The organism is Bacillus salipaludis (genome assembly GCF_004358205.1).
Window position 1 is genome coordinate 385120 of the sequence record NZ_SMYO01000001.1, and the last position, 22455, is coordinate 407574.

21 protein-coding genes and 1 pseudogene are annotated in these 22455 nt (G+C 38.3%); 6 read left to right on the forward strand and 16 right to left on the reverse strand.

Going from position 1 to position 22455, the window contains the following annotated elements; all coding sequences use genetic code 11:
* Positions 1-52: 52 nt before the first annotated feature.
* The 5 genes from E2K98_RS01865 to E2K98_RS01885 form a co-directional block, all read right to left on the reverse strand.
* Positions 53-1747: a glycerol-3-phosphate dehydrogenase/oxidase gene (locus tag E2K98_RS01865; protein WP_133332603.1), complete on the reverse strand. Its 1695-nt coding sequence runs from the start codon at positions 1745-1747 to the stop codon at positions 53-55.
* Between the two features lie 179 nt (positions 1748-1926).
* Positions 1927-3417 (reverse strand): glycerol kinase GlpK, encoded by a 1491-nt coding sequence (glpK, locus tag E2K98_RS01870; protein WP_133332604.1) that lies wholly within the window; start codon positions 3415-3417, stop codon positions 1927-1929.
* Between the two features lie 28 nt (positions 3418-3445).
* On the reverse strand, positions 3446-4270 hold the full coding sequence (locus E2K98_RS01875; protein WP_133332605.1) for an MIP/aquaporin family protein: 825 nt from the start codon (positions 4268-4270) through the stop codon (positions 3446-3448).
* Positions 4271-4466: 196 nt separating this feature from the next.
* Positions 4467-5027 carry a glycerol-3-phosphate responsive antiterminator gene (locus E2K98_RS01880; RefSeq protein WP_133332606.1) on the reverse strand — a complete coding sequence of 187 codons (561 nt, stop codon included), beginning with the start codon at positions 5025-5027 and terminating at the stop codon, positions 4467-4469.
* Positions 5028-5075: 48 nt separating this feature from the next.
* A complete protein-coding gene (locus E2K98_RS01885; protein WP_133332607.1) occupies positions 5076-5270 on the reverse strand; it encodes a hypothetical protein in 195 nt (64 codons plus the stop codon).
* Between the two features lie 252 nt (positions 5271-5522).
* Between E2K98_RS01885 and E2K98_RS01890 the strand changes: the two genes are divergently transcribed.
* Positions 5523-5711, forward strand: a complete 189-nt coding sequence (locus E2K98_RS01890) for a YkvS family protein (protein WP_026574693.1) — start codon at positions 5523-5525, stop codon at positions 5709-5711.
* Between the two features lie 84 nt (positions 5712-5795).
* Here the strand turns inward: E2K98_RS01890 and E2K98_RS31540 are convergent, their stop codons facing one another.
* Together E2K98_RS31540 and E2K98_RS01895 are read right to left on the reverse strand one after the other, a co-directional pair.
* Positions 5796-5915, reverse strand: coding sequence for a DUF6254 family protein (locus E2K98_RS31540; RefSeq protein WP_231510828.1), 120 nt, complete (start codon positions 5913-5915; stop codon positions 5796-5798).
* 109 nt (positions 5916-6024) lie between these two features.
* Positions 6025-7071, reverse strand: coding sequence for a YkvI family membrane protein (locus E2K98_RS01895; protein WP_133332608.1), 1047 nt, complete (start codon positions 7069-7071; stop codon positions 6025-6027).
* 189 nt (positions 7072-7260) lie between these two features.
* Between E2K98_RS01895 and E2K98_RS01900 the strand changes: the two genes are divergently transcribed.
* Positions 7261-9420, forward strand: coding sequence for an ATP-dependent Clp protease ATP-binding subunit (locus tag E2K98_RS01900; protein WP_133332609.1), 2160 nt, complete (start codon positions 7261-7263; stop codon positions 9418-9420).
* A 176-nt stretch (positions 9421-9596) separates the two neighbouring features.
* Here the strand turns inward: E2K98_RS01900 and E2K98_RS01905 are convergent, their stop codons facing one another.
* Together E2K98_RS01905 and E2K98_RS01910 are read right to left on the reverse strand one after the other, a co-directional pair.
* The gene (locus tag E2K98_RS01905) at positions 9597-11291 is read right to left on the reverse strand and encodes a M3 family oligoendopeptidase (RefSeq protein ID WP_133332610.1); all 1695 of its coding nucleotides are present in this window, start codon (positions 11289-11291) and stop codon (positions 9597-9599) included.
* A gap of 96 nt (positions 11292-11387) precedes the next feature.
* On the reverse strand, positions 11388-11828 hold the full coding sequence (locus E2K98_RS01910; RefSeq protein ID WP_133332611.1) for a MarR family winged helix-turn-helix transcriptional regulator: 441 nt from the start codon (positions 11826-11828) through the stop codon (positions 11388-11390).
* A gap of 240 nt (positions 11829-12068) precedes the next feature.
* On the opposite strand from E2K98_RS01910, the gene E2K98_RS01915 reads away from it, so the two are divergent.
* Positions 12069-13571 carry a PAS domain-containing sensor histidine kinase gene (locus E2K98_RS01915; protein WP_133332612.1) on the forward strand — a complete coding sequence of 501 codons (1503 nt, stop codon included), beginning with the start codon at positions 12069-12071 and terminating at the stop codon, positions 13569-13571.
* A gap of 246 nt (positions 13572-13817) precedes the next feature.
* Here E2K98_RS01915 and E2K98_RS31970 read toward each other — a convergent pair whose 3' ends face one another.
* Positions 13818-13943: a hypothetical protein gene (locus E2K98_RS31970; protein ID WP_268884010.1), complete on the reverse strand. Its 126-nt coding sequence runs from the start codon at positions 13941-13943 to the stop codon at positions 13818-13820.
* Positions 13944-14512: 569 nt separating this feature from the next.
* On the opposite strand from E2K98_RS31970, the gene E2K98_RS01920 reads away from it, so the two are divergent.
* Positions 14513-15748 carry an MFS transporter gene (locus tag E2K98_RS01920; protein ID WP_133332613.1) on the forward strand — a complete coding sequence of 412 codons (1236 nt, stop codon included), beginning with the start codon at positions 14513-14515 and terminating at the stop codon, positions 15746-15748.
* Positions 15749-15776: 28 nt separating this feature from the next.
* On the opposite strand, the gene E2K98_RS01925 is transcribed toward E2K98_RS01920, so the two are convergent.
* Positions 15777-16301 (reverse strand): hemerythrin domain-containing protein, encoded by a 525-nt coding sequence (locus E2K98_RS01925; RefSeq protein ID WP_235824679.1) that lies wholly within the window; start codon positions 16299-16301, stop codon positions 15777-15779.
* Between the two features lie 286 nt (positions 16302-16587).
* Here E2K98_RS01925 and E2K98_RS01930 point away from each other — a divergent pair, with 286 nt between their 5' ends.
* Complete coding sequence (locus E2K98_RS01930) at positions 16588-16872, forward strand: hypothetical protein (RefSeq protein ID WP_133332614.1); 285 nt, start codon at positions 16588-16590, stop codon at positions 16870-16872.
* A 418-nt stretch (positions 16873-17290) separates the two neighbouring features.
* On the opposite strand, the pseudogene E2K98_RS01935 reads toward E2K98_RS01930, so the two are convergent.
* Positions 17291-17574, reverse strand: a pseudogene (locus E2K98_RS01935) (ferredoxin family protein).
* A 618-nt stretch (positions 17575-18192) separates the two neighbouring features.
* Here E2K98_RS01935 and E2K98_RS30685 point away from each other — a divergent pair.
* Positions 18193-18378: a hypothetical protein gene (locus E2K98_RS30685; RefSeq protein ID WP_165976134.1), complete on the forward strand. Its 186-nt coding sequence runs from the start codon at positions 18193-18195 to the stop codon at positions 18376-18378.
* Between the two features lie 330 nt (positions 18379-18708).
* Here E2K98_RS30685 and E2K98_RS01940 read toward each other — a convergent pair whose 3' ends face one another.
* From E2K98_RS01940 to E2K98_RS01955, 4 genes are read right to left on the reverse strand one after another with little or no spacing between them, the layout of a single operon-like run.
* Positions 18709-18993: a ferredoxin family protein gene (locus tag E2K98_RS01940; RefSeq protein ID WP_133332615.1), complete on the reverse strand. Its 285-nt coding sequence runs from the start codon at positions 18991-18993 to the stop codon at positions 18709-18711.
* Complete coding sequence (locus E2K98_RS01945; protein WP_133332616.1) at positions 18993-20288, reverse strand: FAD-dependent oxidoreductase; 1296 nt, start codon at positions 20286-20288, stop codon at positions 18993-18995. The genes E2K98_RS01940 and E2K98_RS01945 overlap by 1 nt, the downstream gene beginning before the upstream one ends.
* Positions 20281-21306, reverse strand: a complete 1026-nt coding sequence (locus E2K98_RS01950) for an electron transfer flavoprotein subunit alpha/FixB family protein (protein WP_133332617.1) — start codon at positions 21304-21306, stop codon at positions 20281-20283. The genes E2K98_RS01945 and E2K98_RS01950 overlap by 8 nt, the downstream gene beginning before the upstream one ends.
* Positions 21307-21339: 33 nt before the next feature.
* Positions 21340-22167, reverse strand: a complete 828-nt coding sequence (locus E2K98_RS01955; RefSeq protein WP_133332618.1) for an electron transfer flavoprotein subunit beta/FixA family protein — start codon at positions 22165-22167, stop codon at positions 21340-21342.
* Between the last annotated feature and the right edge of the window lie 288 nt (positions 22168-22455).

A 22455-nucleotide genomic window follows, 5' to 3' on the forward strand; every position in this document is an offset into this window, starting at 1 on the left:
AAAGCTCACAAAAATAAAGAAAGGCCGCAAAAAATTTACGGCCTATCATCTATTAATTTCCGCCTACTGCCTTAGGAAATTCATTATTCTGTTCATCAATTGGTATTACTGCATGTATTAGGGCTTCTTCCAATTCATTGGTATATTTTTGCTTTTCTTGCTCGTTCCATCCAAATTGATCAGCCATATAAGCTAAAACCTGGTTCTTCCATTTTTGTACAAGTTGAATATTGAACAATATCGCACCTGTTCGGCGATTAAAGAAATCAATTGGAGTTGCTGCCATCTCATAGTGAATCGAATAAATTAACATAGCAAATAATGTGAGTGGCAATTCATATCGAGCTGCATCATTTTTATTCGTATTAAGAAGTTCAAAAACGTCTTCAATATTTGAGCCATAGATTTTTGCTAATTGTTCTGCCTCTTCATTCGTTAAACCCACTTCGAGACCAACTTTTACCTTTCTACTAACATAGTCTAAAAAATGGATAGAACCACCAACATCGCCGCCGGAAATTGGCATATCCTTCGTCATACAAGCCGGGTAGTTCGTCCCCTCTTCATCATTAAATTTCGCTGCAAGTAAATCCACAATCGTTTCCGCCATTTTCCGATATCCCGTTAATTTTCCTCCAGCAATTGTAATAAGACCTGTTTTGGATTCCCAAATTTCATCCTTACGAGAAATTTCCGATGCCTTTTTTCCTTCTTCATATATAAGTGGTCTAACTCCTGCCCAGTTGGACTCAATATCCTTCTCGGTTATTTTCACATCAGGAAACATATAATTAATCGCCTTAATGATATAGCTGCGGTCAGCTGATGTCATATAAGGATGAGCTTTATCCTGATCATAAAAGGTATCCGTTGTACCCACATAAGCCTTTCCATCTCGAGGGATTGCAAATACCATTCGACCATCTGGCGTATCGAAATAAATGGCTTGCTTTAAAGGGAAACGAGACTGATCAATTACGAGATGGACACCTTTTGTCAACTGAAGAACCTTTCCCTTTTTCGAATGGTCCATTTCCCGTATTTGATCTACCCATGGACCCGCTGCATTGACAATTTTTTTGGCACGGACCTGATATTTTTCACCTGTAAACAGGTCTTGGACCATTACACCGACAACGATTCCATTTTCATAGATAAGATTTGTAACTTTTGTATAATTGCAAGCAGTTGCACCCTTTTCTATCGCCGCTTTCATTACCTCAATCGTTAGTCTTGCATCATCAGTACGATATTCTACGTAATACCCCCCGCCTTTTAGACCCTCTTTTTTAACGAGCGGCTCTTTTGCAAGGGTTTGCTGTGCAGATAACATCATTCTTCGTTCTGATTTTTTTACTCCTGCTAAGAAATCATAAACACGTAAACCAATAGAAGTAGAGAATGGTCCAAATGTTCCGCCTTTATGCATTGGCAGGAGCATCCACTCTGGAGTAGTGACATGCGGGCCGTTTTCATAGACAATCGCACGTTCTTTCCCTACTTCTGCGACCATTTTCACTTCAAATTGTTTTAAATATCTTAATCCTCCATGCACTAATTTTGTAGACCGGCTTGATGTACCTGCCGCAAAATCTTGCATTTCGACCAGTGCGGTAATCATTCCTCTTGAAGACGCATCAAGGGCGATACCGGCTCCGGTAATTCCACCACCAATAACTAAAACATCAAACTTCTTTTCCTTCAATTTCGATACAATTTCTTTACGATTTAAATTCGAAAATTTCATTATTTTTTCCTCCCGATTAAGAAGCCTTATTATTATATGCTTAGATATTTTTAAGGGGAAATAAAAAGAGACCACAAAAGACATTACCAACTGGTAATGTTTTTGTGGTCTCTCCAAATTCTCCTGCCAATATATTAACTTGTGTATTATTATACCATATATTTACGAAACAGAATAGTTTATTTAAATGCCATTGCCGCATTTACGGCTTTTTTCCAGCCAGCGTACAGAAGTTTACGGTCCTCTTCGTTCATTTTCGGATCAAACTTCCGGCTGATTGCCCATTGCTTCGAGATTTCTTCCTGACTCTTCCAGAACCCAACTGCAAGTCCCGCTAAATAAGCGGCTCCAAGGGATGTTGTTTCATTTACCACAGGTCTTTCAACAGGAACATTTAAAAGGTCACTTTGGAAATCCATTAGGAGATTATTTTTAACCGCACCACCGTCAACACGCAGTGTTTTCAATTGAATGCCTGAATCGGCTTCCATCGCCGATAACACATCCTTTGTTTGATAAGCAAGCGACTCAAGTGTGGCACGAATAAATTGTTCCTTTGTTGTTCCACGTGTTAATCCAAAGACAGCACCTCGGACATCACTATCCCAATAAGGTGTTCCAAGCCCGACAAATGCTGGTACAATATAAACCCCATCTGTAGATTCAACCTTTGCTGCATATGTTTCGCTATCTTTAGCATCCTTAATCATTCTTAAACCATCGCGAAGCCATTGAATTGCTGAACCCGCTACAAAAATACTTCCTTCTAGAGCGTACTCTACTTTTCCATTTAATCCCCATGCGATCGTTGTCAATAATCCATGTTCAGACTTTACTGCTTTTTCTCCAGTATTCATGAGCATAAAGCAGCCCGTACCATACGTATTTTTTGCCATACCCTTTTCAAAACATGCCTGGCCAAATAATGCCGCCTGCTGGTCGCCAGCAACTCCGGCAATTGGCACTTCCTTGCCAAAGAAATGATAATCTACTGTATTAGCATAGATTTCTGAGGATGGCCGAACATCAGGAAGCATCGATTTAGGAATACCTAAAATTCCAAGTAATTCCTCATCCCATTTTAAGTCATGGATATTAAACATTAGAGTACGGGATGCATTGGAGTAATCGGTTACATGCGCCTTTCCCCCTGAAAGCTTCCAAATCAACCATGTATCAATTGTACCAAATAGAAGCTTACCTTGGAGAGCCCTTACACGTGCCCCAGGAACATGATCAAGAATCCACTTTACTTTAGTCCCTGAGAAGTAGGCATCAATTAACAAACCTGTTTTTTCACGAAATAGCTGACCGTAACCTTTCTCTTTTAATTCCTCACAAATTTCACTCGTTTGTCTGGATTGCCAAACAATTGCATGATAAACGGGTTCTCCGGTTTCTTTATCCCAAACTACAGCCGTTTCGCGCTGATTGGTAATTCCAATTCCAGCAACTTGTTCTGGCTTAACTCCTGTTTCAGATAAAACTTCAGCAATGACAGACAAGATAGAACCCCATATTTCGTTGGCATTATGTTCAACCCAACCCGGCTTTGGAAAATATTGCGTAAATTCCCTTTGAGCACTATGAACAATTTCCCCGTTTTGATTAAACAAAATTGCTCGTGAACTGGTTGTTCCCTGATCTAATGATAGAATATACTTTTCCATGGTTACGCCCTCCAATTTTGATTTTATATCAAGCTGCTTTTCTTCTTAAATTCTTGTTCATATTCTGTTTTTTTCCTGCAAAAAATGCAAGGAATAGTACGATTAGATTAAGTCCTATAACTCCCCATAGGGCTCCGGTAACTTTCCCTAAAAATATAGCTTTATAGATTACGGCTCCAAGGCTGCCGCCTAACAGCGGCCCTACAACCGGAATCCATGAATAGCCCCAGTTAGAGCTCCCTTTACCCGGAATCGGCAGTAGGAAGTGGGCAATCCGCGGCCCAAGGTCACGAGCAGGATTAATTGCATATCCAGTGGTTCCACCCAATGACATTCCAATCACGACAATCAATAGTCCAACCGCCAGTGGATTTAATCCTTCTGTAAACTTGTTAGCTCCAATAAATAATAAACCAAGTACAAGAACAAATGTACCAAAAATTTCACTAAATAGATTTGAAAATGTATGCGAGATTGCCGGGCTTGTCGCAAAAACGCCTAGCTTTGTTCCTGGGTCATCTGTTACTTTCCAGTGAGGCAGATAATGTAAATAAACTAGGGCTGCACCGAGAATAGCTCCAATCATTTGGGCAAGAATATACCCAGGCACATCGGACCACGGGAAGTCTCCATTTAGTGCAAGCGCAATGGTAACGGCCGGATTCAGATGTGCTCCACTCACCGATCCTACTGCAAAAACTCCCATTGTTACTGCCAGTCCCCACGCTATGGTAATTACAATCCATCCGGCATTATTAGAATAGGATTTTTTTAACGAAGATCCCGCTCCAATTCCAGCACCGAGGACAATCAAAATCATGGTTCCTACTAATTCTCCAATAAATGGTGTCAATTTTCATCTCTCCTTTTTCATTATATGTTGTTCATTCTGACAGAAAACAAAAAAGGAGATTCACACATAAAAAACCACAAACCATGGTCTTTCGCGTGAATCTCCTTATCTCCGTCACAATTCTATTAACTTGATTAAAGTATATAAACCAATGAAAGCGTTGTCAATCCTTTTTTTATTCCAAACTATTGAAACTTTATTTTTGGACTGCAAATGTATCCCAAAGCTCCCGTTTTGAAGTCGTAATGGCTGTAGCACCTGCATTCAGTGCATTTTGCACCTCTTCTGGTGTCCGAATAAGTCCGCCTGCAAAAATGGGGATCCCAATGCGTTCCTTTACTTCAGTAATCATCCAAGGGATAGCCCCAGGTAAAACCTCAATAAAGTCAGGACGTGTCTTTTCAATCAATGAATAGCTCTTTTCCAATGCATGAGTGTCAAGAAGGAAAATTCTCTGAACCGCAATAACTCCCTTCTGCTTAGCCTTCAGTATCACACTAGATTTCGTTGAAATTAAACCAAAAGGCTTATATTCCTGGCATATATATTCCGTCGCATATTCATCATTTTTTATCCCATGTATGAGGTCAACATGGTAAATCATTTTTTTTCCATGTTGTTTTGCAAGTGCACTTATATTTTTTAACTGAGCGATATGCATGTCTAAAAAAACCCCGATTTCAAAGGAGCTCTTTAAAAAACGCTCAAACTCTTTCATATTCGTTGATGCTGGTAATATGCTTTGGTTAATCATCATTGCCCTCCTTCCATTTTTAATCTTTTCCTAATAGTATATGAACCCAATTTAACTTCTTGGCTCTTGCAAATATTGATAAAGTACATCTCCACCCCTCTGAGCAATCCCTCGGAAATGTTTAAAATCCTCTCTTTTAACAAGAATTTGCCGGAATTCCAAAAAATCATCCTGCTTTACATAATACTCAGAAAGCGTTCCGGCCTTTAACTGTTCCAGTATTTCGTTTACAGCATCTCCATTCACAATATGCACCACCTTTCCAAAAGTAGTTTATCGTAAATCTTTATTAAAGAGTATTTTTTGTCGAAATTTCCGAGGAAATACCCTTCAATTCTAAGAATTTTTTTAAACAATAAATCTACTATTATAGTTAATTAATTTTTTTATCAAAATTAACGTAATTGTCAAATAAAATCCTTTACGAAATTGGAAAAGTAGTGCAAACTGTTAATTAAATGGGATAGATGAGATTGTATGGCAAAGGGGAGAGACTGAATGAAAATAGCAGAAATAGGAAATATCATTGAATTCCGTGGTGGGTTACAGGGAATAGTGGAAAAGGTAAATGAAAATTCTGTAATAGTCGATCTAACATACATGGACAATTACCGTGATTTAGAATTGGACCAGCGTACGGTTGTAAATCATAAAAACTATAAGATTGTAAAAGAAAGCGCTTATTAAATTGTTTTGAGCCATTAAAAAGGCAGCCATCGGCTGCCTTTTTCCTCTGTATAATTACTTAAACAAGACCCATTTAACTTAATTTTATGGCTGTTTTCCTATTTCGTTTGAAATCTGTTTAAGGGATTTCACTTTGCCATGCGGATTTTGATCTTGTTTTCGAACAGTCCATTCCCTTTCATGCTGCCTCTGTGATTTGCTCATACCATTCACTCCTTTCACCTACTATCTTTTTCAAAAACCCTTTTCCTTATCATAGGAAAAAGAATGAAAATTGAGCAAATCATTTCCATTCAAAGAATTGAGTCCTTATTTACTTGATTCTATTGGGTAACTGCTTCATCCATAACAAGATGAAGAATATCAGGCTTATGTATCCGAACAACGGATAGAGGTATGACAGTAATTTCCCATAATTTATAAGACTAATTACATAGGAAATGGCAAAAATCCCTGAAATAGAGGTGATGGTCGAGACCGATACATATTGCTTAAGCTGCCGATCTAAACCAAATACGTTTCCGATTACCGAAGTAAAAATTTCCCCATAAATGACCATCACAAAAATCCAATAAAAAAATGGAGCAATTTGTTTCATAATTATGGCCATAGGAATTTCATAATTCTCAAGATTTGGAAGCATGATTAAAGTAAAATGACTTGAGAGTAGTATAAGGGTCAAAGCAGCTCCTCCTAGTATTCCTCCCCACTTAATTGTCCAATCATCCTTTACTTCTGTGGCAATCGGTACTAAAACTGCCTGTGCCAAGGCTAAATTTAGCGCAGTATAGGAAAAGGGAGCCACCACGCTTTTCCAGCCATCATCAACATGTGGAATAAATAAAAATTGATCCATGAAATGAGGCAATTTTACAGAAAAGCCCATTAACAATAAACTAAAACAAATCATTAAGGGTACCACAAAAGAATTTACTGCAAAAAGCCCTTTTGTACCAGTCATCATGACAATAAAAGAAAGAAATATGGTTAATAGGACTCCGAAGTTTTTCGAAAGGCCCAATTGCTCTTCAAATACTGCCCCTGCCCCAGCGAGCATCACGGCACTTACACCAAGAAGCATCACAAGCATAATGATATTAATGGCTTTACCTGCCCACTTCCCAAATAAATATTCATTAAACTCCTGATAGGATTTTGCATTTATATGAGCCGCTATTCTCATTAATTTGGAACCTAAAACAACAAGGAGGTAGCCGCTCATTAAAATACTTATTAAGCCAAAGAAGCCAAAGCGTGAAAAAAATTCAACGATCTCTCTTCCTGTGGCAAAACCAGCTCCTACGACCGTCCCAACGTAGACTGCTGCAATTTGAAAAGCTGCTGACCAATTTTTCTTCACATCATCTCCCCCTCTATTTAACTATATGAAGAGATGGACAAACAAAGACGAGCTAACTTTAATATTTAAGAAATAATTACCATAAACAAACCCCTTGAAAGTCAAAAAAGGTCAGAGTATACTACAGATATAAGGTCAAAGTTAGTCAAAGTCAAACACCTTATAATGTATTTATAGGAGGTTTTTAATATGCTATGTCAAATGTGTAAAGAAAACCATGCAACTGTACAATTTAACATCGTCATAAATGGACAGCGAAAAGAAATGAAACTTTGTCATGAATGCTATTCAAAAGGAAAAAATACAATCGGGGCAGGAATCGGGCCAACGATGAATGCTTTTTCAGGATTTCCATTTGAAGATCTTTTTTTCTCAAAGAATTCAATTGAAAATAGACAAATGAATGGTCAGCAAAACATGCAAAATGAAAAACGTCCTTCTAATGGCGGCGGTTTTATCGACCAATTTGGACGTAATTTAACACAAATGGCAAAAGCAGGCCTTATTGACCCAGTCATCGGCCGTGATGAAGAAATTAAGCGTGTAATTGAAATTTTAAATAGACGTAATAAAAATAATCCTGTCTTAATTGGTGAACCTGGTGTCGGTAAAACAGCGATCGCTGAGGGCCTTGCTCTAAATATTGCCGAAGGACAAGTACCGGATAAATTAAAAAATAAAGAAGTTTATTTGCTTGACGTTGCTTCATTAGTTGCAAACACAGGAATTCGTGGCCAATTTGAAGAGAGAATTAAGCAATTGATTTCAGAGTTACAAGAACGTAAGAATATTATCTTATTTATTGACGAAATCCATTTACTTGTTGGAGCTGGTTCAGCTGAAGGTTCTATGGATGCGGGAAATATCTTAAAACCTTCACTTGCACGTGGTGAATTACAGGTTGTTGGCGCAACCACTTTAAAAGAATACCGTCAAATTGAAAAAGACTCTGCTCTTGAGCGCCGCTTCCAGCCAGTTCATGTTCAAGAACCATCACCAGAAGCAACCACCCAGATTTTAAAAGGTATTCAAAAGAAATATGAAGACTATCATGAAGTTACCTATTCAGATGAGGCAATTCATGCATGCGTGCAATTATCACACCGATATATCCAAGACCGTTTCTTACCTGACAAGGCAATTGACTTGCTTGATGAAGCGGGTTCTAAATTGAATCTTAATTCGGATTATAAGAGTACAGAGCAACTTGAAAACCGCTTAAAGGAAATTCAAACTGAAAAAGAGGCTGCATTAAAAAAAGAAAATTATGAGGCAGCAGCAACGCTTCGAGACGAGGAAACCAAGCTGGAAAAAGCGTTAAGCCAAGCTTATAATAGCGAAAGACCAACTGTTGAAGCTGCACATATCCAAGAAATCATTGAGAAAAAAACAGGTATCCCTGTAGGCAAACTTCAAGAAGATGAGCAGCTTAAAATGAAGCATCTGGAAGAAAATCTAGAATCTAAAGTAATTGGACAGAAAAAAGCGGTGGAAAAGGTTGCGAAAGCAATTAGAAGAAGCCGTGCTGGCTTAAAATCAAAACAGCGCCCAATTGGTTCCTTCCTTTTTGTAGGACCTACCGGGGTCGGTAAAACTGAATTAACAAAAACACTTGCTGAAGAATTATTTGGTTCAAAGGATTCAATGATTCGTCTGGATATGAGTGAATATATGGAAAAACACAGTGTTTCAAAATTAATCGGTTCACCTCCAGGATATGTGGGTCATGATGAGGCAGGTCAATTAACTGAAAAAGTACGTCGAAACCCTTACAGCATTATTTTATTGGATGAGATTGAAAAAGCACATCCTGATGTACAGCATATGTTTCTGCAAATTCTTGAAGATGGTCGTCTCACTGACAGCCAGGGAAGAACGGTAAGTTTCAAAGATACCGTCATTATCATGACAAGTAACGCCGGTATTGGCTATAAGCCCATTCATGTTGGTTTTGGAACAAGTGAGGCGATTGAAGAAGCATCCATCTTGGATTCTTTAGGAAGCTTCTTTAAACCGGAATTTTTAAACCGTTTTGACAGTATTATTGAGTTTAACACACTTGAGAAGGAAGATATTCTCAAAATTGTTGATTTAATGCTTACTGAATTAAAAGAAACATTAACCGAACAAAATATTGAATTATCAATAACACCTGAAGTAAAAGAAAAACTTGCTGAACTAGGGTTTCACCCTGCCTTCGGTGCCCGCCCATTACGTCGGGTTATTCAAGAACAGCTTGAAGATAAAATGGCTGACTTTATTCTAGATCAACCCGATGCAAAAAAGGTTGAAGCCATCATTCATGAAGGTAAAATCAAAGTATCGGCGGAAACAGCAACAGTTCTATAATTTAGGCTCTTGTTAAACTTGGTTGTTGATTTCCGCTCCAGGAATAAGCGGTTCGGGGAGCCTCCTCGTCGCTTCGCTCCAATCAACGATGTTCAAAATCAACATTGTCCTTTAACACAGCCATAATTTAAAAAGAAAAGCGAAGCCTATAAATAAATCAGGCTTCGCTTTTCTTTTTACAAATTTTTATCATCAACAGAATTCAACCATTTTTCGATTTCACCAATCACCGATTCGACGCAGCCATCTTGAAATGGTGAGATTAAATTTGCGGCTTCCACAAGCTTGGTAAAGGACATGCTTCCGCCAAGCTTACAAAGGTTCACATAATCTCTCCAAGCCTCTTCTTGATTCTCTCTAGAGCCTTTCCAGAACTGGAAGGCACAAATTTGTGCAAGTGTATAATCAATATAATAAAAAGGTGAGTTATATATATGCCCTTGACGCTGCCAAAAGCCGCCATTTTCTAAATACTGATTTCCATCATAATCCTTATGCGGCAGGTATTTCTTTTCAATCTCTCGCCATTGGTGCTTCCGTTCTTTTGGAGATGCTTCTGGATTTTCATATACCCAATGCTGGAATTCATCAACAGATACACCATAAGGTAAGAATAAGAGAGCATCACTTAAATGGGCAAATTGATATTTCTCGGTATCTTCTTTAAAGAACAAGTCCATCCACGGCCATGTGAAAAATTCCATACTCATTGAATGAATTTCAGCTGCTTCATAGGTTGGCCAGTAATATTCAGGAATTTCAAAATGACGGCTCGAATAAACTTGGAAGGCATGACCGGCTTCATGTGTCAAAACATCAATATCACCGGAGGTGCCGTTAAAGTTTGAAAAAATAAACGGTGCTTTAAAATTTTCAATAAAAGTACAATAACCACCGCCTGCTTTCCCTTTTTTCGCTACAAGGTCCATCAAATTATTTTCCCGCATGAATTTGAAAAAGGCACCAGTTTCGACTGAAAGATCCTCATACATCTTTTGACCATTGTCTATAATCCATTCCGGGCTCCCTTTTGGTATGGCATTTCCTGTCCTAAAGACAAATCCCTCATCATAATATTTTAAATGGTCAAGGCCAATTCGCTCTGCCTGCCTTGTTTTTAGTTTTGTTGAAATCGGGACAATGAAATCCTTTACTTGGGCACGGAATTTTGCAACCATTTCGGCATTATAATCTGTTCTCATCATCCGATAATAACCAAGCTCAACGAAATTTTTATAACCTAGTTTTTGGGCAATTTCTGTTCTCACTTTAACAAGATCATCATAAATGCGGTCCAGTTCAGCCTCATTCTCGGCAAAGAAATTAAATTTTGCCACGCTAGCCCGTTTTCTCATCTCACGATCGGTTGCCTGTGTAAACGGCTCTAATTGAGCAAGTGTTCTCTCCTCACCTTCAAAGTCAATCTTGGCTGAAGCAAGAAGTTTTGTATATTCGGTGGAAAGGCGATTTTCTTTTTGCAATAAAGGAACAATTTCCGGTTTAAAGGTTTTCAGTTGTCCCTCAGCAAGTGCAAAAAGCTGTTTCCCCCATTTTCTCTCTAATTCAATGCGAAACTTAGAGTCGACAAGTGCTTGGTAATATTGATTCACCAATCCCTCAATTTCAGGCTGGATTTCATCCATGTAATCCTGTTCTTCCTTATAAAATTCATCGTTTGTATCAACCGAGTGACGAATATAACAAAGGTTGAACATCGTTCCAAGATCATTTCTTAGTTTATTGATATCATCCATGGCTGCTGATTGCTCATCAATTGATGATGCACTTTTAAAACGGTCAATCGCTAATTGAAAGTTTTTTTTCATTTCATCTAAGTTTGGCCGTTGATATGTATAGCTTTCAAAGCTCATTTTAACAACCCCTTTATCTTTATATTAACCTTCTTGTTGTTTTCGACACTACTCATTAATATTCCTGTTAAAAAAAAATACGACCAATTGGCCGCATTAAAATTTCCCTGCAGGTAAGCCGAGTTTTTTCAATAATTCAATGGCTTCCGACTTTTCATCCACAGTTAGACTTGACATTAATTTGTGAATACTTTCAGCGTGTTCAGGGAAAATCCCTTCAATAAAGTTTTTTCCATCATCGGTAATTTGGGCATAGGTAACCCTTCTATCTTTTGGACAAGCAATTCGTTTTAATAATCCTTTTTGTTCTAGTTTATCAACTACATAGGTGATACTTCCGCTGGCAAGAAGAATTTTACCGCCAATTTGCTGCATTGGCTGATCACCTTTGTGATATAAAAGCTCAAGGACTGCAAATTCCGTCGGATTAAGACCACTTGCTTGAATTCCTTTATTTACATGCTCATTAATTGCCTTATACGCTCTTGAAAGAACAATAAACAGCTTTAAAGATTGAGAAATAGCTTCATTTTCCATATAAATTTCATCCTCTTTATTTTTTAAAAACTGTAAATTCCAATTTTAAAATTATCTTGATTTCAAAATTATTATAAAAAACTTTTTAAAATATGTCAATTTAACCGGTGAAGCGAACCACATGATACGTGCCCATTCAAAAATAAGCTGCCTATTTTTTTTATTGCAGGAATATTTTCTCAAAAACTAAATCTGATGATATAATGATTTGGTCAACTTATCGATGTTTGAGGTACTAACATGAAAAATTTCAAGAGCAACTTTTATTTATATCTAATTATAGTAGTTCTTCCTGTTATTATTATAGGCTCATATTATTTTTCTAACATTCTAAAAGAACACAATCAAGAAAGAAAAGAACAGGCACGCTGGGTCGCATCCATTTACCAAAAAAGCTGGGATCAGTTTATTGGCGAGACAACCACAAGTTTAGAAATTCTATCTCTTTCTGTTAAAGGGAATTTGTCTTCTCCCGAAAAAGTGGAGCCCTTACTGAAAGAAATTCACGATAAGGATCTACGGTATGGAGGCTTGTATCTTCTTGATAAAAATGGGAAAGTGCTCACAGGTTCAGAATTACGAAACTACACAGTGGAGTTTTCCCGGCAAAAATATATTCAAGATGTGATTAAGACAAAGGATACGATTATCTCCGATCATCAAGAAATAACCCAAAATAATCAGCGAATATTAGGATTAGCCACACCTGTTTTAGACGAAAACCATCACGTAATGGCTATACTTGTTGCCCACTTACGGATTGATTATATGCAAAACCTCATGAAGGTTCTTACACCAAAATCCAAACTGGTTGTAGTAAACGGTAATAACAAACCAATCGTAAAACTAAATGTCAAGGATTCAACGATAAATGATGGAAATAATTGGATTCACTTGCCAATGGACCGTTTGCCTTGGAATATCAAGGTGAAAATTGCAAATCGAAATATAAAAGAGATTGCTGGAGAATTTAGTGAAGCACTTTTTATCATCCTAGTTATCACACATGTGCTATTTTTACTTATTGAATACATTCTATTAAAAAAGCACACGGTTAAAGAACGGAAACAAAATGAAGTACAAAAATTAGAACTAGTAGGGACTTTAGCTGCAAGTACTGCCCACGAAATCCGTAATCCGCTAACGGGTGTGAAGGGACTTATGCAGCTTTTGAGTGAAAAATATACTGCGCCAGAAGACCAATATTATTTTGAAGTGATTGATTCAGAGTTAAACCGTATTAATGAGATTGTCAGCGAGTTTCTAATTCTAGGGAAACCGACTGCACAGTTAACTAATAATGTTAATATTGTTGAAACATTGCAAGAGCTGAAACCGTTGATTATTTCGGAGGGAAATTTATGCAATGTAGATTGTAGTTGGGGCATTCCTTCGAACCCGATAATGGTTCAATGTGTTAAAGACCAAATTAAACAGGTTGTGTTAAATATTGCAAAAAATTCGTTTGAATCTATGGAAGGTTCGGGAAAATTAGAAATAATTCTCCAAAAAGATTCACAGTTTTGCAAACTGGAAATCATTGATAATGGTAAAGGAATGAGTAAGGAGGAATTGGATAAAATCTTTCGGCCCTTTTATACATCAAAAGAAACGGGAACTGGACTTGGTTTGGTTGTCTGTAAGAGGATTATTCAATCCTTTGGCGGAAAAATAAAGATTTTGAGTGCTGCAGGAAAAGGTACAAAAGTAGAATTAACCTTACCGCTTGCAAAAAACACATAATGAAAACAATAGAATACGTATTCTTGCACAAAATGTCCTTCATCGCCTAATGAAGGACATTTCTTTCGTTTATTAGATGCGTTTTAGGATTCATCCACCTTTTGAAGACCATTTCTACCGCTCCTTGGATGCGTTTTGGGCTTCATCCACCTTATCAAGACCATTTCCGCCGCTCCTTGGATGCGTTTTGGGCTTCATCCACCTTTTGAAGACCATTTCCACCGCTCCTTAGATGTGTTTTGGGCTTCATCCACCTTTTGAAGACCATTTCCGCCGCTCCTTAGATATGTTTTGGGCTTCATCCACCTTATCTAGACCATTTCCGCCGCTCCTTGGATGCGTTTTGGGCTTCACCCACCTTTTGAAGACCATTTCCACCGCTCCTTAGATGTGTTTTGGGCTTCATCCACCTTTTGAAGACCATTTCCACCGCTCCTTAGATGTGTTTTGGGCTTCATCCACCTTATCTAGACCTATTCCACCGCTCCTTGGATGCGTTTTGGGCTTCATCCACCTTATCTAGACCATTTCCACTGCTCCTTGGATGCGATTTGGGCTTCATCCACTTTATCTAGACCTTTTCCACCGCTCCTTGGATGCGTTTTGGGCTTCATCCACCTTATCTAGACCTTTTCCACCGCTCCTTGGATGCGTTTTGGGCTTCATCTACCTTTTGAAGACCATTTCCACCGCTTCTTGGATGCGTTTTGGGCTTCATCCACCTTTTGAAGACCATTTCCACCGCTCCTTAGATGTGTTTTGGGCTTCATCCACCTTTTGAAGACCATTTCCACCGCTCCTTGGATGCGTTTTGGGCTTCATCCATCTTCTGAAGCAATAATAAATTATTTCGAAACTAGAAATTTTTCATTCTACTTTTAATGAAAATTTTGTAAGATTAGAATAGAAAAAATTTGTTCAAATTGAAAAAGGAGACTACAATGAACCAACAAGCAATTCTTAACGCTAAAGCCCCAAAAGCGAATGAGTCAACGATGTTTAAAATTCTTTTTATTATCGGGCTTTGCCATTTATTAAATGACGCAATTCAATCCGTAGTGCCCGCGATGTTTCCAATTTTGGAAAAATCAATGGGATTATCTTTTACCCAACTAGGAATCATTGCCTTTTCTTTAAACATGGTTTCATCCGTCATGCAGCCTGTTGTCGGTATTTTTACGGATAAAAAACCAATGCCTTTCGCGTTACCCATTGGACTTACTCTAACATTATTCGGAGTACTTGGCTTGGGGATGGCTCCAAACTTCGGTCTTATTGTGTTATCCGTTATTTTTATCGGCCTCGGTTCGGCTGTATTTCATCCGGAAGGCTCAAGGGTTGCTCATATGGCAGCTGGTAGCCGCCGAGGGCTTGCTCAATCGATTTACCAGGTTGGTGGCAATACCGGTCAGGCATTAGCCCCGCTGATTACCGCTCTTATCTTAGTACCGCTCGGCCAAATAGGTGCTTCCTGGTTTACAATCGTTGCAGCACTTGCCGTCATTTTACTTATTTATATTGCAAGTTGGTATAATCAAAGATTAAAAGTTTCTACAGCGCGGTTGAAGAAACAAACAGCAATCGCTGGTGCAAAAACAGGAATATCCAAGGATATTAAAAAGGCACTCGTGCTAATTTTACTTTTAATCTTTGCAAGATCCTGGTACATTTCGGGTATGACCAACTTTTATGCTTTTTTTGCCATAAAGCAATATGCTATGACAATTAAAGAATCCCAGCTTTATTTATTTGCATTTTTAGTAGCAGGTGCATTTGGAACTTTTTTTGGAGGGCCGCTCGCCGACAAGTTTGGTAAGAAGACAGTCATTGCTTTATCCATGCTCACAACAGTGCCTTTCTCGATTCTGATTCCGTTTGTGCCATCAGGCGTGGCCTTTATCTTCCTTTTATGTACTGGTTTCGTCTTGATGACGAGCTTTTCAGTCACGGTTGTTTATGCACAGGAGCTTGTTCCAGGAAAAATTGGACTCATGTCGGGTTTAACGGTGGGACTTGCGTTTGGAATGGGTGCCATTGGCTCGGTAGGACTTGGGTACATTGCAGACCTAATAGGTATACAAATGATGGTAACTGGAATTGGTGTATTACCGTTACTTGGACTAACAGCACTACTTTTACCATCTGACAAAAAGCTGCGTGAGTGGCATCAAGGATAATTTTAAAAAGGATGGGGGAACCCATCCTTTATTTAATCTCTTGAATTTTTCTATACAGCTCTTCTTTTTCTTCATCTGTTAGTATTCTTTCTGCCATTGGGAACAACACATTTTCTTCTTTAGCGAAATGCTCGGTTAAGATGAAATAGGCATTTTTGATTAAATCGGCTAAGTTTTTCTTTTCAGTAGAGGAAAGCAGGTCATTTTCAGCTTTTTCAAGGAATGCAGCTATTTTCGATTTTGCCTGATCATGTTCATATTCCATCACAGCGATGGGGCCGGAAGTAGTTCCAATATATGCGCCCATCATCGGAAAAAGGACTCCTTCTTCCCGTTCAGAATGAGGATCAAGCTCGGCCTTGAATTCCTTCACCTTTGTAATTAATACGGTAAAATTTTGTTCAATATCTTTTTCATCTTCAATTTGCTTTGTTAATTTAAATAATTCATCTAATTGGTCTAATAATGGTGGATGCTCTCCCTTTAACTGTTTTAATCCTTTGCTTAATTCAGCTTGAGGCATACCGCCAAAACCACTCATACAGCCACTCATTAAAGTCACCTCTTCAAATTTAACTTCTTATAGTATAAAAGGAACATGGAAGAATTGTTGTGATATAGGTCACATTAATCCTTGTATTGAATAGGCATATCCTTTATTTTGACAATTGGGTGAAGGCGCATACAATTTTCAAAAAATTTTAACATTTTTACTCAAAAAAACATAAAAACCATCATATAATAAAGGTAGTCAAACAAAAGGGAGGCTGATTATCCTGCAAACTCCAAATTATCGTGATTTTTACCAAAAGGCATTAATCCCAATTGGATTAAATGACATGATGGTCTTAAAGGAGTCTGGAATTCAACAAATCGATTTGAAAGCGACGCATTGGTTAGTCGGGATCCAAGGTGAAACCATTCAGCAGCCAACAGGATATTATCACTGGAAGGTAAGTATTTATCCATCAAATTATGAGGGTTCCTTTAATTGGAATCATCCTTTTTATTCTTCCGATCTTATGCAGTCCATGGACTGTGCAATCGATTTGGCCAAAACATTTATTGTTTCTTGTGAAAACGACGAGCTTTCCCCATCCACCATTAAAGAGAAAATCAGCTAAACCTCATAAAGTTAATCCTTCTGCTTTCCCCTCTTTTTTGCACTCCATTGTGAAAAAATATACATATAGTGGTAAATTTGATTTCTTTTCTGCTTTCCAAAAGGATAATAAAAGATTTTTTTTGAAAAAATGCAACCAGATTCAATAAAAAAGGCTGTTTTCGCAAGGATTGTTGTTTTTCGAACAGATTTAATCTGTAAACTTTTCACCCTAAGGCATCCATTCGGACACATTGCCCTTTGCTTGGTTTCAAAAAAGTTGTCCAAATGACCCCCTGATTCAGACACGATTACCTTGAATCCATCATAGCCTGTCCGAAAAGGCCCCTATATGGATCAGATTTTATCAAGAGCAACAAAGTTTAAGAAAAGAGCCATAAAAAAAGGTGCTATTGCTCTCGCAAACAGCACCTTTTAATTTAAGCTAACCTAAACACAATCCCGTGTCCGCCTTTTGGATATTCCCATTTAATGTTTTCGTGTGGGCAGCCAATCCGGCTGCTTCCACATTCATGGCAGCCTTCAAAGCCTACCTGCATCCGTGTTCCTTCCAATTTATAAACCTCTGCCGGGCAAAATACTGTGCAAAGTTTTTCCGGACATTGGTCATGCAAACATCATGATCAAGCATGGTTAAGTGTGATTTCGTGTCGCACTTAAATCTTAGAAGATATTGTTTTTCCTCAAGAGTTGTCGTTGACATTATTTCACCGCCTTCCAAACACGAAGGGGGAATTTCTTTCAAAGGTCATGAAATATTAACGGTTTTGCGATAGAAGCAGCCTTTGGGAAGCTCAATATTTAATTTCAACAGATAATGAGCTATTTGAACAACTGATTCAAAATTATAAGAAACAAGGTAAAATTAGTTATAAATAATATATAGTATTGATTCAAAATACGACCTTACTGAAGAAGAAAAAAAGAGCGACCTTTTATCCGCTCGATTTGGCAAATATGTTCTTTAAGAAAAAAATATTTTAGATAAATTGAACTAGCATTCCTTAGTGTATTTTCCTCTTTTTTACATAAATAAAATTGGTATAATAAATTTACCCCTAGAAATTATAGATGAATTAGGACTCCTTCGAAGGGAGTTCTTTTCATGTTGGCTCTTTTAAACAATTAGTGTTGGTATTTCTGTAAATAAAGAACCAATTTGAGATCTTTTCGGAGGTTCGTTATTCATTTAAAAAATGAAGAAGATCTGCTTGATGGATTCCTTGAAAATAAGAATAAATAGAAATTAGCAATTGAGCATATATTCATAAGGGGTGATAAATGTGAATTTTAAAACTCGATTAGGAATAAAAATTATTTTTTGAAAATCACCGAAATGGTCAATACTTCAGTTTTGCAAATCGGTAGTTCTGGTCCTATTAAACGGTCCTCTGCTTTGCCTGAATGGTATCAAATACATCCACCAGTAGCACCAGGTGCACAAATATTAGCACCAGCTGTCCCTTTACAGGCACCTGTACGAGAAAAAGGTAGTATGAATAAATAGTAAAAAGCACCGGAAAAGCTATCAACGGGACACATTAGGTAAAGTATGTTTTGTCTTAGAAATTGAATTAAGCGATTTACTAATACTTATAGATGAAGAGGATAAACAAAAAGACGATGCTCACTAAATAGCATCGTCCCTATTTTTTATATCCTATTAATCTTCAGCTTCAAAACGGAATCCTACAATTTGTCTACAATCTACAACAATGACTCCAGGTTCTGCCTCACTATCACAGAAGAATGCACAACAATTCTTTTTATCAAAGCTAACAAATCTGGTATCCTCGATTACTGTATGTTCACATTTGCTCACAAAATGCTCACGGTTTTAAGCTAACCTAAACACAATCCCGTGTCCGCCTTTTGGATATTCCCATTTAATGTTTTCCTGTGGGCAGCCAATCCGGCAGCTTCCACATTCATGGCATCCTTCAAAGCCTACCTGCATCCGTGTTCCTTCCCATTTATAAACCTCGGCCGGGCAAAATACTGTGCAAAGTTTATCCGGACATTTGGTCATGCAAACATCATGATCAAGCACGGTTAAGTGTGATTTCGTGTCGCACTTAAATCTTAGAAGATATTGTTTTTCCTCAAGAGTTGTCGTTGACATTATTTCACCGCCTTCCAAACACGATAAATATCAGTAAGCACTTTGAAAGTTCCTCTTCCGTCTGTAAAACTCTTCATAATTTGTTTTTGTTTATCACGTTTAGGTGTACCATCAACAGTAAAGAATTTACCCATTGCTTTGGTTAGCATTGGAGCGTATTCTTTAAAATATTGTGGATATGACTCAAATGTATGAGGTGCATCTTTATATTTATCCAAGTCCTTCATGATAAAACTATTGTTAAGAGCTTCGCGGTATTGGTTTAAGCTGGATTCGCTAAAATCTCCGCGTTTTTTCGCTTGAACAATTGTCTGTGCTGCTAGTTCCCCAGAGTACATAGCCAAGTTGGATCCTTCACCGTGCATAGCGTTAACAAGCGATGCTGCATCACCAACGACAACAACACCATTTCCAACTACCTTTTGTACTGACCTGTATCCCCCTTCAGGGATTAGGTGGGCAAGATACTCTGCAGATTCCCCACCTTCAATCAAAGGTTTAATCGTTGGATGATTTTTTAATTGATCTAATAAATCATATGGCTTTAATTTATCTTTGATCATAGCGGCAAGTGTTGTACCGACCCCAATATTTATGCTATCTTGATTCGTATAAAGGAATGCTGCACCAAAATTTCCTTTTGTCGATTCACCAAAAATTTCAATTGCTACACCTTGGTTTTCCGCAATGTTAAACCGTTCGTTAATTTTTTCTTTTGGCATATTAATAACTTCCATGGCACATAAAGCAACATGTTCCGGTGGGTGTTCTTTCCGGAAGCCTAGCTGTTTAGCTAAAAGGGAGTTTACTCCATCGGCTAATACCACTACGTCGGCACATAGTTCTCCGTCGGGACGGTCTGTACGAACCCCAACAACCTTACCGTTTTCTACAATACATTCTGTGACCACGGTTTCATTAACTAGCAACGCCCCTGCTTCCACTGCTTTATTCGCAAACCATTGGTCGAATTTGGCTCTTTGAACGGTAAAACTATTGTAGGGTTCTGCACCCCATTCCATACCTTTATACCCTACTTGAATGGCTGATTCTTCACCTAACACCCAATACCTATGATCAACAACTGGACGCTCAAGTGGGGCTTCCTTCCAAAATTCAGGAACAAGATCCCTTAATTGTTTGCTGAATAAGACGCCGCCCATAACATTCTTGCTGCCAGGATATTCTCCTCTTTCAAGAAGCAATACATTCAAACCGTTTCTTGCGCAAACCAGTGCACAAGCTGAGCCTGCTGGACCTGCTCCAACGATGATTACATCAAATTTCTCAGACATAGCTTATTGCACCGCCCTTCTGAACCTGTTTAAATTGCTCAATTAATTTTGGCAATATTTCCATAGCATCTCCCACTATTCCATAGGTTGCTACGTCGAAAATAGGTGCTTTCGGATCCTTATTGATGGCGATTATGGTATCTGAGTTTTTCATCCCAACCACGTGCTGGATGGCACCTGACACTGCCACTGCAAAGAAAATTTTCGGTGTAACCGTTTCACCCGTCTGACCAATTTGAAGATAATGCGGAAGCCAGCCAGCTTCAACAACATCCCTCGTTCCACCGACACTCGCACCAATTGTTTCAGCAAATTCATGAATGAGTTGAAAGTTTTTTTCGTCCCCCATCCCTTTTCCGCCGCATACAATGACGTGGGCATCCGCTAAATTCGCCTTCTTTGTGACATCATTCACAATTTGTAGTACTTTCGTACGCATATCTTCTTCTTTGAGAGTGATTTGTTCTTCAATAACCTTCCCTATTCTGCCTGCAACCGGCTCCACTGCTTTCATAACTTTAGGACGAACTGTTGCCATTTGCGGCCGATGTTTCTTACAAAGAATTGTAGCCATAATATTACCGCCGAAAGCAGGACGGCATGCTTCTAATAGCCGGTTATCTAAATCGATATCAAGCATTGTCGTATCTGCGGTTAAACCGGTATTTAAATCGGTCGCTACTGCACTAGCTAAATCTTTTCCATTCGGTGTCGCACCATAAAGAATGATTTCAGGCTTATACTTTTCGGCAAGCATGTCTACACCCTTCATATAAGACTCCGTGCGATAATCTTTTAATATAGGATGATCAATGATATATATTTCATCTGCTCCATATTCAATAACTTTGTTTGCCAATGATTTAATGCCTTGTCCAAGTAAAAATCCTCCCAGCGGAACTTGCAGCTTATCAGCTAATTTTCTGCCGGCACCTAACAACTCTAAAGAAACCCCTTCGATTTTCCCATCATTTTGTTCGATAAAGACCCAAACTCCACGATATTCCTCAAGATTCATTTAAATCCCTCCCTGCGTTAAAAAGATAAAGGTTTATTTTGATGACTGGATGGCGAACAGATCTTTTTTATCCATTAAGACTCCCATGAGCTGTTTCACTTGCTCATTCGCAGAGCCTTCAAGTTGTTTCACTCCACCTTCCGGCCTTGGGGGGGTAAACATTTTTCCTACAACCGTAGGGGAACCCTTTAGACCAAGCTGTGTGCGCTCCACATTTTCCAGATCACTAACTGTCCAAACAATTGATTCGTATCGTGCTGCTTTCAACATGTTTGGCATAGGTGCATATTCAATCTCGTTAATTTCCTTTTCAACTGTAAGCAGACATGGCAATTCTGCCTGAATTAATTCATATCCGCTGGATAGCTTTCTTCTTAATAAAACGGTCTTTTCGTTTAAATTCACTTCCGATACTTCGATTACATTTGTAACTGGAGGGATATCCATCCTTCTTGCTATCCCGGGACCAACCTGCCCGGTATCTCCATCAATAGCATGCTTTCCGCAAATAACCATATCAACAGGAAAATCCTTGCTGATTCTTTCCAGCGCTTTAGATAAAGCATAACTCGTTGCTAGCGTATCCGCCCCTGCAAATGCACGGTCTGAGATTAGATAGCCTCTATCTGCACCAATTTCAATACTTTTTTTAATGACCTCTGTTGCTTGAGGTGGCCCCATGGATAACACAGAAATCGTACCGCCTGTTTTCTCTTTAATCTTTACAGCTTCCTGTACAGCATGTGCATCGTAAGGGTTTAGGATGGCTGGTGCACTGCGGCGGTCGAGTGTGTTGGTTTTGGGATTAATTTTAATAATTTTTGTATCAGGTACTTGTTTGACACAGACGACAATGTGCATGTAGGACTTTCCCTCCTCCATAAAATCTGGTAATTGAAAGCTATTGCTTTCAGATAGAAAATGCTTTTATTGCGATATAGGAATCGCAACATAGGCATAGTACTAAACTAAGTTAATTTTCTGTTTTTTCCTTACTTGTTAATTTTAGTCTAAATTCAAAAGCGAGTGTATGAACCTTTCTTGAACTTTTGAATAGACTTCAATACATGTGAGCTTTTCTGGATGTTGGTTAATACGGAACTGAGTGGGAATGAAAGGGAATGTAAAAATCTAGAAGCATATGTAGAA